Source organism: Bacillus sp. ISL-57 (assembly GCF_018613135.1).
Taxonomy (GTDB): Bacteria; Bacillota; Bacilli; order Bacillales; family DSM-1321; genus Peribacillus; species Peribacillus frigoritolerans.
This window is the reverse complement of sequence record NZ_JAGGQV010000001.1, coordinates 1-13,531: the sequence shown is the minus strand read 5'-3', so window position 1 is coordinate 13,531 and position 13,531 is coordinate 1. Positions and strand designations below refer to the sequence as shown.

Here is a 13,531-nt window from a genome sequence, read left to right as displayed (position 1 = left end):
AAAAAAAGCATGTTGCACAAAAAAGCCCTTCGTAACATGCTTGTTTCATTTAGACAATTCGATAAAATCAAGAGAGCACAAGATTCACCGCTTCGCCTAATCACCTCATTGTAAATCAATTTTATATTTTCTTTGGAGACACCTCATCAAACAAGCCATCGCAGCACGGGGCTTTTAAGATCCATGGTGAATAGACCGTAATCAATGACGACCATTTCATCATTCTCGTTATATCCGACGTTATCTAAACGCAAATCTATTGGGATAATACCGTGCCTCAGGAATTTTAATTCCAACTTAATCAGTTTCGTATATTCATTGATTGCAAACGGCACTTTCGTGTCCACCTTCTTCATGATTATCCAGCCCGTCCCATACTCCTTAACCGGACATAAATACTTTTTGACTTCCTCATTACAGTTATTATATATATAAGCTTCATTTGCACTGCTTATTAGTCCTACTTGTGACAATGCAATTTTTAAAATATAGCCATTATTTAAATCATAGACGACCCGGTTAAATCCATGACCAATGATTTTATACTTGAACTTTAGCGTTTTTCTGGCGGTAGATACTAATTGTCCAGCGGTTATATAAATTTGGAATATCCCAATTTGAGATATCCAGGACTCAATGGCTTTTATCTCTTTCATGGACAGCATTGCACTTTTATTCGGCTGATGTAACCTTTCCTTACCATTGTTAATTGGCCACAACATTCCCTAAACGTCTCCTTTTTTTAAATTTGTTACTAGAGAGGTCTCCAGGGATGAGAAAACTATAAAAGATTAAAAGCATATTCTCAGTTTTTCAGATTTCCCCTTCGTTATAAATATGATATGACTCTTTTATAAATCGGCTTGTACTGTAGCTGAGAAATCATTATCATGGACAGACTTCGAATCATTTGGATGAACACGGAACTTGTTCTAGTAATCAAAAGGATCAATCTTCAGTCACTCCCCTTTCCTTCTTTTTCAAAAAAAATGGTATATTATTCTTTGACACCAATGGTTAAAGACAAGGAGTGATGAAGTATTCGTAAAAGTTGGGTCATTTCAGCAATGGTTGGATTATTGCTTATTTGTTTAAGTGTGATTGCCTTAAATTATTTCAAGAGCGATAAAACTGAAAAAGGGGAAAATGCGGAAGCCAAGGATTCCAAAATTCCTGAGGTTGATGAATATGGCGGGATCCATCTTGAAAAAGTCGGGGATAAGGTTCGCCAAAAAAATTGGGGAACCTTCAGATTACTAGAAACGAAGTCTATTAATGAGGCTTTTGAATTGGCACCGATGGTCATCACAGTCAAGGATATCCGCAGGATTCAATTATCTTCACTCACAGATGAAGTAAAAGAGGAACCAAGTCCTATACGGGATTGAGTTTTGAAGAGGCCTATTCGATATATTATAAAGAGAATTTATCCATGGAGGAAATCGATCAACAGGCGGCGTTGTCTAAAACGGATATCGATGAAGAGGTTTCTTATCTAGAGATAACTTATTCTGTTGAAAATAAAGATTCGAAGGAACTTCAGTTCTTCAGCATGGAAAATGTTACTTTCAATGATGATCTTACATATGAGGTGCCTTCTAAAAATTTCATCCATTCCGGGGATACTTTTATGGGGACAAAAAAAGTAAGTCGATCAGACCAGGAGAATTGAGAAAAGGCACAATTGGTTTATTGGTTGATCCAGAGGAAAACTTCGAACGGCTCGATTCCTTTTCTTTCACTACCGATGATATAGCGGATGGTGAGTCTCATGAATTATTGGTGGATGGGACTTCATTTGAAATTCCCCTAAAAGGAAAGTAGATTTCGTCTATAAACCCTAAATAAGGGGAACCTCGAATAAAGGTTTCCCTTATTTAGGGTTTCAACTGAGCTCCCTTGCGATAACTGATATGCTTATCTCCCCCCGGCAGTAGGGCTTTGTGTTCCTTCCTCCATTAATATTCTGCGCAATATTTTCCCGACAGCTGATTTTGGCAATTGCTCCCTGAACTCAAAGCTTCGCGGCACTTTATATCTGGCAAGTCGCTGCACGCAAAACTCCCTGATTTCCTGCTCCGTGACTGACTTGCCTTTCTTTAAAACTATGGCCGCTTTTACCGTTTCCCCACGGTATGAATCCGGGACTCCATATACACATGTCTCTTTTACGGATGGATGCTGATAAATAATATCTTCGACTTCGATTGGATATACATTATAACCGCTTGCAATGATCATATCTTTCTTCCTGCCTACGATATAAAAATATCCCTCTTCATCCATCGTAGCTATATCTCCCGTGTAAAGCCACCCTTCCCGCAAAGCTGTTGCCGTTTCCTCTGGATTTTCCCAATATCCCTTCATTACTTGCGGGCCTTTAATGATCAGTTCGCCTCTTTCTCCTGCTGGCAATTCATCAACGCCTGTTTTCAAATCGACGATTTTAGCATCGGTATTTGGATATGGAATTCCGATACTTCCTTGTTTTTGCTGTCCTATGACTGGATTACGGTGGGTAGTGGGGGAAGTTTCCGACATCCCGAATCCTTCTAATATTGTAATCCGTAATTTTTTTTCGAACTGTTGAATGATTTCTATCGGGAGCGGCGCAGAACCACAGCTGCAGTACTTAAAGCAGCATAAATCGTCCGCCGTCAAATCCGGGTGATTCAATAAAGCAATATACATGGTCGGGACACCAGGAAAAATGGTTGGCCGATGTGTTCGAATCAAATCTACCACCTTATTTATTTCAAATTTCTCTAATGTGATATAAGTTGATCCGGCATATATGGCACTATTCAATCGTCCATTACCAAAGACATGGAATAATGGGGTCAATCCAAGCATCCGTTCGCCAGGACTTTGGAGTTGAAGGGCATTAGCCGTGAAAGCAAAATCTTGAAATACATTCGAGATCAAATTAAAATGCGTGAGCATGACCCCTTTTGATTTCCCTGTAGTTCCCCCTGTATATTGAAGAACAGCCACAGCTTCCTTTGGGTCGATGTCCAGAACAGGAAGTTCCTTATCTTTCCTTGATAAATCCGCTCCAGTTTCCATTAATCGCTCGGCAGATATGAACGTTAACCTTTCAGAAAAACTTGTTAGCGCTAATATTTCCCGTTGTACCTCCCGCCCAATGAACCAATTGGCTCCGGAATCCCGTAATATATAGTCCAATTCAATCGACTTATACAGTGGGTTCACTTGAACGACCATACCTCCCAAACGATGGGTGGCATAATAGGCAATGATATATTCTAGACAATTTGGCAGCATGATTGCTATACGATCGTCTTTTTGAAATCCACGGTTGTCTAAATTCACAGCAAAACGATCTGCGGCATCCTTTAATTCCATATATGTCATTTCCCGATCCCCATCTATTACGGCCTTGCAGGTTGGGTAAAGTCGGGCTGAACGTTCAAGGAGTCCATATAAGGACAATACTGGAATGTCAATTTCTGCTGGGGTTTCTTTCGGATAAAATCGATGCCAAGTTCGAGTCAATTTTTTCACACCTCATTCTTTACTACTAAAATGGAGCATAGTCACTTGTCAGCCAATTTGATCATCCTTGCCTCATTTATCGCGAATGATTTTAAAAATTCCTGTGCCCTTAGCAATGATGTTGCCTTCAGCATCTTTTATTTCTCCTTCAGTAAAGGCAATTTTGTATCCTTTTTGCAGGACTTTTGCTTCCGCAAATAGTTCCCCGCTTGATATGCTGGCTAAATAATGTACTGTTAAACTTGTCGTCACGACTTTAGACTTGGTAACGGAACGAGTCACCATTCCTAGGATGGTATCCAGCATGGTGGCATGAATGCCCCCGTGCAGTGTTCCATTGACATTAAGTAGATGTTCTTCAATGTTTAGCTTTATCGTTACATTACCTTCTTCAAACCGAATGATTTCAAACCCAATATGCGAAAAGAATGCACTACTTTCGAATTGATTCCGAATATCCTCCACTTCAACAGGCAATCTTCCTCCCCCTCACTTATGCGCGATTCAAATTACGGAAAGGAGCAGAAACGTATGGGGTTTCCGCTCCTTTATCGTTGGACTATATCGTTTCAATCATGATCGCCATTCCCTGGCCGCCGCCTACACAAAGTGTAGCAACTCCATATTTTTCTTTCCTGCGAATCAGTTCATGTATTAGCGTTGCCACGATCCTTGCGCCTGTCGATCCGACTGGGTGCCCAAGTGCAATGGCGCCTCCGTTTACATTCACCTTGTTTTCATCTAGCGATAAATCCCTGATTACTGCCAATGCTTGTGAAGCGAACGCTTCATTTAATTCGAAAAGCCCAATTTCTTCAACTTTCTTCCCGGTGCGCTCCATAAGTTTTCCAACCGCTGGTACTGGACCAATTCCCATCACTTCAGGAGAAACTCCGGCAGTCGCCCAATCGACGATCTTTGCTATCGGCTGTACTTGCAACCGTTTTGCTTCACTGGCCTTCATTAACACCAATGCAGCTGCCCCGTCATTACGTCCACAAGCATTACCGGCAGTGACGGTTCCGTTTTCCCTGAATGCCGGTTTTAAGCTTGCAAGCTTTTCCATTGTGGTGTCAGGGCGTGGATATTCATCCGTTTCAATGATAACCGTACCCTTCCTGTCAGAGACCTGGACAGGAACGATTTCATCTTTGAACCTTCCTTCTTCCATAGCTTGCGCCGCTCTTCGTTGACTTTCCACTGAAAAGGCATCTTGTTCTTCCCTGGAAATGTTGTATCGCTGCGCGACATTTTCAGCGGTGATTCCCATCCCCAAACTTTTCCCATAAATTTCTTGAGGCTGCTGCCCTGCTTCAGTATTAGAATCAACTAGTTGGGTCCTGTCTCCCCCAAAACGGGCACTTCTTAAATAAAGCGGTGCCCGGCTCATGCTTTCCGTCCCCCCGGCAACGACTATATTTGCTTGACCTGAGCTTATCTGCTGTGCAGCTGAGGTGATGGCCTGCATTCCAGATGCACATAACCGGTTTACCGTAAAAGCCGGTGCAGAATCGGGAATCCCTGAACGCAATGCTGCCACCCTCGCGACATTCGAGGATTCGGTCGTTTGCCTAACCTCCCCGAAAATGACTTCATCCACTTGTTCCGCTGCAATATTTGCCCGCTTGATCGCTTCTTTAATGGCAATGCTAGCCAAATGACCGGAACTAATCTCTTTAAATGCTCCACCGTACCTACCAATTGGTGTACGTACAGCACTCACGATCACGATATCTTCTCCCATTTCGTTCCTCTCCTTTGAAACTCCAGATACTTGGACAAAAGACTACCTGCCCGAATAAAACAGTAAACATTCAGCACTCTTCCAAAACATTTCTTGCAATGATTAAACGTTGGATTTCATTCGTTCCTTCATAGATCTTCGTTATGCGGGCATCCCGATAAAAACGTTCCACTGGATATTCAGCCATATATCCCATCCCGCCATGAATTTGTACCGCTTTATCCGCCACCCGATTAAAAACGTCAGAAGCGAACAGTTTGGCCATTGAAGCTTCCTTGATCACTTTTTTTCCTTCATCAATCTTTTGTGCCGCCATCATCGTCAATGCTCTTGCAGCTTCCGTTTCGGTTGCCATATCAGCAAGCATCCATTGAATCGCTTGGTTGTCAGCGATCGGTTTACCGAATTGGATGCGCTCTTTGGCATATTTGGCTGATAATTCAATTAATTTACCACTTGAACCCACTGCTCTTGCAGCCAATCCTACTCGCCCTTCACCTAAAATTTTAAGTGCAGAAATATATCCCATTCCAACTTCGCCGATTACATTTTCTTCAGGTATGATACAATCTTCAAAAATGACCTGTGAGGTATATGATCCTCTTAATCCCATTTTTTTGTCCTTTTTGCCGACAGTCAAACCAGGAAAGTCTCTTTCCACTAAAAAAGCGGTAATCCCTCCCTTTGCCCCTTTATCTTTATCCGTTAATGCGAATACGGTATAAACATCAGCTATCGGCCCATTCGTGATGAAATGTTTCGTCCCGTTCATCACCCAGTAATCACCCTTCTTTTCTGCACTCGTTGCCAAATTGGTTGCATCCGATCCCGCTCCGGGTTCAGATAAAGCAAAGGCGCCAATTTTCGTGCCTGCTGCCATTTCAGGCAAGTATTTATTTTTCAAATGTTCGGATGCCAGCTTAACCAGACCTGTACTGCCAATCCCGGTGTGAGCGCTTATTAATGAAACGAAACCATTATGGGTCCTTCCTAACTGCTCTAAAACGGTCGCTTTTCCCACCGCATTTAAGCCAATTCCACCGTATTGTTCGGGAATGCTTATCCCGAATAAGCCAAGGTCTTTTGCTTTTTCCACCAAATGTCCCGGGATGGCATCTTCTTCTTCAATTTGTATGGCGAAGGGCTCCACTTCCCTTTCAACAAAATTACGGATCATTTCCTTCATTTGCTGCATTTCCTTGGTTAAAGTGATTGTCATTTAGTTTATTCCTCCTTAGTTCTGTTCATATATAGTAGCCATCGACAAGCAGGCCCTTTAGGTCTGAATGCTGTGCTAAATTGATTGTCCTTTGTAAACACACACATAAAGTCAGCCTTCACGTTCAATTATCGTAGCAATTCCCTGTCCGCCTCCAATGCAAGCTGTAATAAGGGCGAACCTTCCGGCAGAACGCTTCAATTCATGAACCGCTTTCGTAATGAGGATGGCACCCGTCGCACCTAGTGGGTGTCCATGTGCAATGGCTCCCCCGTTCACATTCACTTTTGCTAGATTCATATCAAGCTCCCGATTACAAGCAATGACTTGAGCGGCGAATGCTTCATTAATCTCAATGATGTCCATTTCATTTAAGGAAAGTCCTGATTTCTCCATTATTTTTCTTATTGCGGGAACAGGTCCTATTCCCATATAATTTGGATCTACCCCTGCAACTGCCTGTGCCCTGATCGTCGCTAAAGGCTTAATCCCCAATTCCATCGCTTTTTCCCTCGACATGATGACCAATGCTGAAGCGGCATCATTCAATCCCGAACTATTGCCTGCAGTCACGGACCCGCCTTCCAGAAATGCAGGCGATAATTTGGCTAGCCCTTCTTTCGTTATTTGCGGTCGTGGATGTTCATCCAAATTAAATTCGATATCGTCACCTTTTCTGACGGGAATGTGGATAGGCACAATTTGTTCATTGAACCGGCCCTCTTCCACGGCTCTGGCCATATTTTTTTGGCTTTGTAGAGCAAAGGCATCTTGTTCTTCCCTGCTGACCTCATATTTTCCCGCTAAGTTTTCAGCCGTGATTCCCATCGGGGGATCGCCAATCTCTTTAGGGGACAACCTGGACTTTCTGAACTGTGGGGGTTTTGCACTGTATGGTTTTTCCGGTCGGTCCATCAAGTATGGCGCCCTGCTCATGCTCTCGACCCCACCGGCGATATAGACATCGCCTTCGCCAGCCCGGATCGCTTGTGCAGCCAAGTTGACAGCATTTATTCCCGAGCCGCATTGACGGTCGACAGTCAGTCCCGGAAGATGAATCGAGAGGCCCGTTTCCAGTGCAGTTAACCTGGCAATGTTTCCACCCCCGCTTAACACATTCCCCATGATTACATCATCTACCATACGAGGTTCTACATTCGCTCGTCTTAAGGCTTCCTTCATTACTTCTGCCCCAAATACGTGGGCAGGAACAGATGCAAGTGCACCTCCTTGTTTTCCAATCGCTGTTCGAACTGCAGAAACTATGACTGCTTCTCTATTCATGTCCCATCCGCTCCTTTTCCTTTTATTCACTCCATTATTTGAAGGCATTCCTTCTCTACTAGTTTCATTGAATGTAAGCAGGTTTGACCCTGCTTATGAGGATTTAAGGTCAAAATTATCAGAACTTTTATTTTTAAGTTTCCCGGCCGGCTTAACGAATATGGCAAACAGGATGCCAAAAGCCAGGACAAGGATGGCCATGAACAATATCGATAGGTTATAACCCAATAGTTGATTTCCTCCAGCTAGACTTATGATATAGCCAGTTAATAGAGGTGCAACAATGCCCGCTAGATTTCCTGATGATGTTAAGATGCTTGTCATCAGTCCCCCCCGCTCCTGCATTTCATTGATCATGATCGTTGGTCCGATTGGTAAAATGGCGTATGTAAGACCCTTTGCTAAACACATGGCGACTATCACCCAGATTGGATTTTGAAATATCATGATTGAGGAAAAGAACAATGCACCAAGAATCATGGCGCCCGCAACGACGAATACCCTTGATGATCGCCAATTCTGATTCTTCTTGAATAAATGATCGGACGCCATCGAAACACCCATATAAATACATACGGAAACGACTCCGATTATCGCAACGCTGGTTCCCATTTGACCTGGAGTCATTTTTACGGCTTCCACTAAATAAATAGGGAGCCAAACAGAAAACCAAACAACTAAAATATAAGTTGAAAAATAAGCGAGCGTAGTAAACAAAGCAGTTGGTGAAGCCAATAGCAGTAGAAAGTCTTTCACTTTTATTTTCTCCAGTTTTTGTTTCTTTTTCTTTTGGACGTTTTCATATACTTCAACCGGATTTTCCTTTGTTAAAAATTGAAAGAGGAAGAACCAAACAAGGCTTGCTGCACCAAGGGCGGCAAAGGCAACCTTCCAGCCGAATATCGTAATTAAGGATACGAGGATCGGTGCCACGATCATCGCACCAACGGTCCCTCCGCCAACAACCACCGAATTGGCAAAACCTTTGAGCTTCGGCGGAAACCACTTATCGGCATGACTGTAAGCAATCGGGCTATAAGGCCCTTCGAATGCGCCAAGTAAAATCCTGTATAGAATTAATAACGGAAGAGCGGTGATGGCTAAAACGCCGAATTGCAAGACGGTCCATGTCAGCATGATGAACCCCAGCACTTTTTTAGCCCCCAGCCGATCAGCCCATGCTGCCCCAAAAATCCCTGTTACTGGGTAGAGCCAATAATAACTGCTTCCAACAAGACCCCACTCTGCATAGGTAAGATTGAATTCCTTCATGATGGGAACAGCTGCAAGGCCCACGATCGATTTATCTGCAAAATTGATGACGGCTCCAAAGAATAATAGAATGAGAACAACCCAACGCATATGAATCCCTCCTCTTCATTATTTTCGTTTACAAACTGGCATACCATCCAACGTAAGGTTCAACTTAGCCCTCTTTCAACCCTTTTCTAATTCCTCCTTAACTAACAGTCTTTTTAAGAGTTTACCCACTGTATTTCGCGGAAGTTCTTTTTTTAATTCAAATACTTTCGGTACTTTATAAGGCGTCAATTGGGAATAGCAATATCCTTCTATTTCTTCAAGATCCACAGAAGCGCTTTCTTTAGGTACGATGAATGCTTTCACTATTTCTCCTTTTTCTTTATGTGGGATGCCAACCACAGCTGCCTCTTTAATGGCCGGATGTTCATACAGAACCCCTTCTACCTCCTGCGGGTAAATATTGAATCCCCCGACGATGATCATTTCTTTTTTCCTGCCGACGATATAGAAATATCCTTCGTCATCCATCACAGCAAGATCGCCAGTATATAGCCAATCATTCTGTAAGGCCTTTTTGGTTTCGGCTTCGTTATTCCAATAACCCTTCATGATTTGCGGGCCTTTTATGAGCAACTCCCCGACGCATGTGTTAGGCACTTCATTATTTTCATCGTCTATGATCATACAGTCCGTGCCTGGAAAAGGGATGCCAATGCTTCCTATTTTCCTTTTTCCGAAAGGCGGATTACGATGAGTGGAAGGTGAAGCCTCAGACAAACCGAAACCCTCTCCTATTTTGGCACCGGTCAGCCCCTCAAATCGCTTTATTACTTCAACCGGCAGGGGCGCCGATCCACAAGAACAACTTTTTAAACAATTCAGTCCATAGTTTTCAATTCCTGGGTGATTGACGAAAGCGTTATACATCTTTGGAACTCCTGGAAAGAAAGTCGGACGATACTTTTTTATTTTTGCAAGTACATCTTCAAGTTCGAATTTAGGAAATAAGAGGATGGCAGCTCCAATATAGATACCTAGATTCATTGCACTTGTCATGGCATAAACATGGTAAAGAGGCGTAGCTGCCAAAACGATTTCTTCGCCAGGTTTCAGGGAATCACCATACATTTCAAAGCTCTGCACGACATTGGAGGTTAAATTATGGTGAGTAAGCATGACACCTTTCATCTTCCCAGTGGTGCCGCCAGTATATTGGATGACTGCCGTATCTTCATGCGGGATTATCACTACGGGCTTCTTAATCGCATCCCCGGTTTCAATCATCGTTTTAAGAGAATAGGAGCCATTTGGATCATTTTCCGTATCAATGCATACATCAAATTCATATATCGCTCTCGTTTCTTCGATCGTCTTTACGGCCGTTTGGTCAAATACAATATTCTTGGTATCCGAGTCTATTAATATTTGCAATAGTTCCCGCGGTTTGTACATGGGATTAATTTGTACAACCAACAGACCCAGTGCCTGGGCAGCATAATAACTGATTATGAAATAAGGGTGGTTGGCCATCATCAGTCCAATCCGTTCACCTTTAACAAAGCCCATTTCTCTCCATTTACCTGCAAGTTTGTCTACCTGCATTTTCAGATTCTTATAATCCATGGACTGGTCTTCATAAATGATGGCTGTATGGTGTGGAAACCTACTCGCTGTTATATCAAGCAGTGAATAGACGGATATTTCCGGTAGCTTCATAGATTTCATTCTTTCAACATACCATTGCTCCCATGGTTTATTTATCATTTTTCGCACCATTCATCCCTCCGCACATAAACGAATTTCATATCGTGCATGTTTGATTTATAACTAATATTATGCAACTTGCATGCCAAGTCCCAATTTAATGTAAAGTCGCTTATTATTAAGATCAGACAATTCATTAATGAATTTTATTCACAAAAAATGCCTTTCTATTGGGGATTCATCGAAATGCCCATAATTCATTTTTGAATTTAAACAAACTCAGCTCTTTTCTAACGATATTGAAAAGATGATTTTTACCATATTATAGATTATACCTACTCACAAATCGTGATATAGACTTTCTCCATGGTTGATTATAAAATTCGAAAAGCCCATCCTTAGCTGGATGGGCTTTTCGAATTTTATTGACCTACGGTTAAATAAAAAATCTATAGCTCCCTTTCCATTCCTGGATTTTTAGATTTTGCGCGTTCGTAGACTTTTTTGCCACCGCTGAATCCAAGAATCATCAAAGCCACACAACTGGTTCAATCGATCGGACCATCCTGTAAAGACCTAGATATCACGTTCTTTAAGAACATTATCCAACATGGCCTGAAGTTGTCGTCCTTCATTTTGATCTTTGCTACTCATTCTTATGTATCCAAATTTACGGACATCCATTTTTTTACTCCTTCATCTACTTTTCTCTCTCTTATTCTATCAAAAGCGTTCGTAAATGTTTTTCTAACTTTTACGAACGGGTGTAACAATGCTATACAGACCATTTCGGAAATTTTTTAGCTTTAAACGGCGCTCAACCATTTTTGTGAAATACAACATTTTCTTTTTTGGATATTATTAAAATAATAAATCTGCTGATTTTTTTAATTTTAGCCCCTTCATCCTATCAGCCTGTCACCCTTTTATCATACCAAGAGGTTTTTGCTCGAATTTCCAAATGAAATTCTTGACAATGTAAGCGTTTTCTTTTATGATGATAATAGGTTGGATGGCATGCGTGGCCGTCATAGTATCTGGCGTAGGTGGGGCCAATACCCGGAACAGTACATAGAAAGAATAGCTTCTTCCGAATAGGAAACAGTGATTCATCAATCATATTATTCAAATACAAAAAAACTCTGTATTCGATCAAATTCAGGGTTTCCCTAGCTTAAAAGCCCCCCCTTAAGATCTCTTATGTTTTTAGTACAAATATGTATGCTAGTTTTATTGTAGAATGAGGAGGTACTTTATGAAGATCAAAAAAAGTTCCCTTTACGATGAATTACCGTTAGAATTATTGGCAGGATTTTATTATGAAATAAATAAGAACATTGAAAATGGAATCTTGTCTGGTGCTATGCAGCATGAAATTAGATTAATTGAACAAACAGCATTAAAAAGGAGTATCTCACTTGAATACCTACATGACAAGGGTGCTTGTATAATTGAAGCCGAGAAACTACTAAGAGAAACTACCCTGCAACCCTAAATTGTAGAATAAGAAGTCCAATGATGTTTTCTAGTCTACCCTAGGTAAAGAATAAATTCCTTCTAATTAACCCTCTTGGCTACCAAAGGGTTGTTTTGGGTGGCATTCACCAAAAGAGATCTTGCCTTAAAAATTCCTAGTCATTTTAATCTGTCCTTTAAAAGGCCTACAACTATAAAAGAAATGCTATTTTTAAATCATCAGCATTAAATTCCCCGTGCTATTGGAACTTATGAAGGAAAACTTCTTGTATATCGTTAAGTATTCCCAATCCTACAAATTATCAAAAGTATTTTCAATGGCTGATTCCAATTCTTCTTTTCCTTCTCCTATATAACGTTTGGTCATGTTCAAATCTTTATGCCCCATCAATTTTGAAACGGTTTGAAGGTCTATCCCCTTATCGATTAATGTTTGGCAAAACGTATTCCGAAGCCTATGGGGAGTCGTATTATATTTAGTCAACATATATTGCACGGACCTTGGCGTTATGCGTTGATTCACACTGGATATGAAGATGGCTTCCGTTTCCATATTTAAAAATTCCTTGTATGCCTTGATCTTTTCACTAGCAGTCATGGAGAGTGGAATCTTCCTGTCTATATCACCTTTTGAATCCCGAATGAGGATATATTGCCTTTCTCCCTCTTTTTGAATGTCACTATGGTTCAAATCACAAAGTTCGGATACCCGGATACCCGTATGAATCATTGTGTAGACAATAGCAATATTCCTGAAATGCCCAGAGGCCTCGATTTCTTTTAGGAGAGCAGCTTGCTCATGCATGTTCAGGGCTTTTGGTGGATCTTCTTTCTTTTCCTTTGCTTTACGATCGATGTTGAGGACGATTTCGGGTTTATCAAGGAACCTGGAAAACATGGTAATGGCTGAATAATGTTTTTCAATCGTTCCTCCACTCTTGTTTGACTGTTCCATATCGTCTAAATAGGTTTGGACGTGGAATTTTTCAATCTCTTCCGCCTCATCTTTAAACCATTGAAGAAACTGGGAGATGACTCCCACATAGGTTTTAATCGTACCATCGGATTTATTTTGACCCATTAACCATTTCCCAAAAGAATGAAGAATTTGTTTATTGTCCAGGATTTCTTCTTTACTGGTCATTCGAGAAGCCCCCTACCAAAATCATGCTATTAATAAGCCTTTCCAACGAATTGTGGAATTTATACAAAAAAACCTTAGGATAATCCTAAGGTTTAGATGCGTAGATAGGATTTGAACCTGTTTATACGGGTTTATGAATCCTAATTGATGTGATAAACATTGCTTGGCGGCGTCCTACTCT

Annotated in this window: 13 protein-coding genes and 1 pseudogene; 4 read left to right on the top strand and 10 right to left on the bottom strand. The window is 41.4% G+C overall.

The annotated features are described in order from the left end of the window. Positions 1 to 146 precede the first annotated feature (146 nt). Positions 147 to 722 carry a hypothetical protein gene (locus tag J7I90_RS00070; protein WP_214767443.1) on the bottom strand — a complete coding sequence of 192 codons (576 nt, stop codon included), beginning with the start codon at positions 720 to 722 and terminating at the stop codon, positions 147 to 149. 345 nt (positions 723 to 1,067) lie between these two features. On the opposite strand from J7I90_RS00070, the gene J7I90_RS00065 reads away from it, so the two are divergent. Genes J7I90_RS00065 through J7I90_RS00055 form a run of 3 tightly spaced genes read left to right on the top strand, consistent with a single transcriptional unit; the run spans position 1,068 to position 1,824 of the window. Next, the gene (locus J7I90_RS00065) at positions 1,068 to 1,388 is read left to right on the top strand and encodes a hypothetical protein (RefSeq protein WP_214767441.1); all 321 of its coding nucleotides are present in this window, start codon (positions 1,068 to 1,070) and stop codon (positions 1,386 to 1,388) included. 44 nt (positions 1,389 to 1,432) lie between these two features. Further along, the gene (locus J7I90_RS00060) at positions 1,433 to 1,672 is read left to right on the top strand and encodes a hypothetical protein (protein WP_214767438.1); all 240 of its coding nucleotides are present in this window, start codon (positions 1,433 to 1,435) and stop codon (positions 1,670 to 1,672) included. Continuing rightward, positions 1,669 to 1,824 (top strand): hypothetical protein, encoded by a 156-nt coding sequence (locus J7I90_RS00055; protein ID WP_214767435.1) that lies wholly within the window; start codon positions 1,669 to 1,671, stop codon positions 1,822 to 1,824. The genes J7I90_RS00060 and J7I90_RS00055 overlap by 4 nt, the downstream gene beginning before the upstream one ends. A gap of 93 nt (positions 1,825 to 1,917) precedes the next feature. Here the strand turns inward: J7I90_RS00055 and J7I90_RS00050 are convergent, their stop codons facing one another. The 8 genes and pseudogenes from J7I90_RS00050 to J7I90_RS00015 form a co-directional block, all read right to left on the bottom strand. Then, entirely contained in the window at positions 1,918 to 3,525 is a 1,608-nt protein-coding gene (locus J7I90_RS00050) for a long-chain-fatty-acid--CoA ligase (protein WP_214767432.1), read from the bottom strand. Positions 3,526 to 3,588: 63 nt separating this feature from the next. Further along, on the bottom strand, positions 3,589 to 3,993 hold the full coding sequence (locus J7I90_RS00045) for a PaaI family thioesterase (protein WP_063576637.1): 405 nt from the start codon (positions 3,991 to 3,993) through the stop codon (positions 3,589 to 3,591). Between the two features lie 82 nt (positions 3,994 to 4,075). After that, a complete protein-coding gene (locus J7I90_RS00040; RefSeq protein WP_214767430.1) occupies positions 4,076 to 5,260 on the bottom strand; it encodes a thiolase family protein in 1,185 nt (394 codons plus the stop codon). A 70-nt stretch (positions 5,261 to 5,330) separates the two neighbouring features. Then, positions 5,331 to 6,479: an acyl-CoA dehydrogenase family protein gene (locus J7I90_RS00035; RefSeq protein ID WP_072272816.1), complete on the bottom strand. Its 1,149-nt coding sequence runs from the start codon at positions 6,477 to 6,479 to the stop codon at positions 5,331 to 5,333. A gap of 111 nt (positions 6,480 to 6,590) precedes the next feature. Then, positions 6,591 to 7,763, bottom strand: a complete 1,173-nt coding sequence (locus tag J7I90_RS00030) for a thiolase family protein (RefSeq protein WP_214767427.1) — start codon at positions 7,761 to 7,763, stop codon at positions 6,591 to 6,593. A gap of 93 nt (positions 7,764 to 7,856) precedes the next feature. Next, positions 7,857 to 9,125 (bottom strand): MFS transporter, encoded by a 1,269-nt coding sequence (locus tag J7I90_RS00025; RefSeq protein WP_048686008.1) that lies wholly within the window; start codon positions 9,123 to 9,125, stop codon positions 7,857 to 7,859. Positions 9,126 to 9,200: 75 nt separating this feature from the next. Beyond that, positions 9,201 to 10,790: a long-chain-fatty-acid--CoA ligase gene (locus J7I90_RS00020; protein ID WP_251025058.1), complete on the bottom strand. Its 1,590-nt coding sequence runs from the start codon at positions 10,788 to 10,790 to the stop codon at positions 9,201 to 9,203. A gap of 519 nt (positions 10,791 to 11,309) precedes the next feature. Further along, positions 11,310 to 11,414, bottom strand: a pseudogene (locus tag J7I90_RS00015) (recombinase family protein); the annotation flags it as partial. A gap of 571 nt (positions 11,415 to 11,985) precedes the next feature. Between J7I90_RS00015 and J7I90_RS00010 the strand changes: the two are divergent. Beyond that, positions 11,986 to 12,225: a hypothetical protein gene (locus J7I90_RS00010; RefSeq protein WP_096338764.1), complete on the top strand. Its 240-nt coding sequence runs from the start codon at positions 11,986 to 11,988 to the stop codon at positions 12,223 to 12,225. A gap of 273 nt (positions 12,226 to 12,498) precedes the next feature. Here the strand turns inward: J7I90_RS00010 and J7I90_RS00005 are convergent, their stop codons facing one another. Continuing rightward, on the bottom strand, positions 12,499 to 13,350 hold the full coding sequence (locus J7I90_RS00005; protein WP_214767421.1) for a tyrosine-type recombinase/integrase: 852 nt from the start codon (positions 13,348 to 13,350) through the stop codon (positions 12,499 to 12,501). Positions 13,351 to 13,531: the final 181 nt, after the last annotated feature.

Bases quoted from the DNA above. Each gene is read 5' to 3' on its own strand.
- J7I90_RS00070 (WP_214767443.1), bottom strand. From the start codon at position 722: ATGTTGTGGCCAATTAACAATGGTAAGGAAAGGTTACATCAGCCGAAT.
- J7I90_RS00065 (WP_214767441.1), top strand. From the start codon at position 1,068: ATGGTTGGATTATTGCTTATTTGTTTAAGTGTGATTGCCTTAAATTAT.
- J7I90_RS00060 (WP_214767438.1), top strand. From the start codon at position 1,433: ATGGAGGAAATCGATCAACAGGCGGCGTTGTCTAAAACGGATATCGAT.
- J7I90_RS00040 (WP_214767430.1), bottom strand. From the start codon at position 5,260: ATGGGAGAAGATATCGTGATCGTGAGTGCTGTACGTACACCAATTGGT.
- J7I90_RS00035 (WP_072272816.1), bottom strand. From the start codon at position 6,479: ATGACAATCACTTTAACCAAGGAAATGCAGCAAATGAAGGAAATGATC.
- J7I90_RS00030 (WP_214767427.1), bottom strand. From the start codon at position 7,763: ATGAATAGAGAAGCAGTCATAGTTTCTGCAGTTCGAACAGCGATTGGA.
- J7I90_RS00025 (WP_048686008.1), bottom strand. From the start codon at position 9,125: ATGCGTTGGGTTGTTCTCATTCTATTATTCTTTGGAGCCGTCATCAAT.
- J7I90_RS00020 (WP_251025058.1), bottom strand. From the start codon at position 10,790: ATGATAAATAAACCATGGGAGCAATGGTATGTTGAAAGAATGAAATCT.
- J7I90_RS00010 (WP_096338764.1), top strand. From the start codon at position 11,986: ATGAAGATCAAAAAAAGTTCCCTTTACGATGAATTACCGTTAGAATTA.
- J7I90_RS00005 (WP_214767421.1), bottom strand. From the start codon at position 13,350: ATGACCAGTAAAGAAGAAATCCTGGACAATAAACAAATTCTTCATTCT.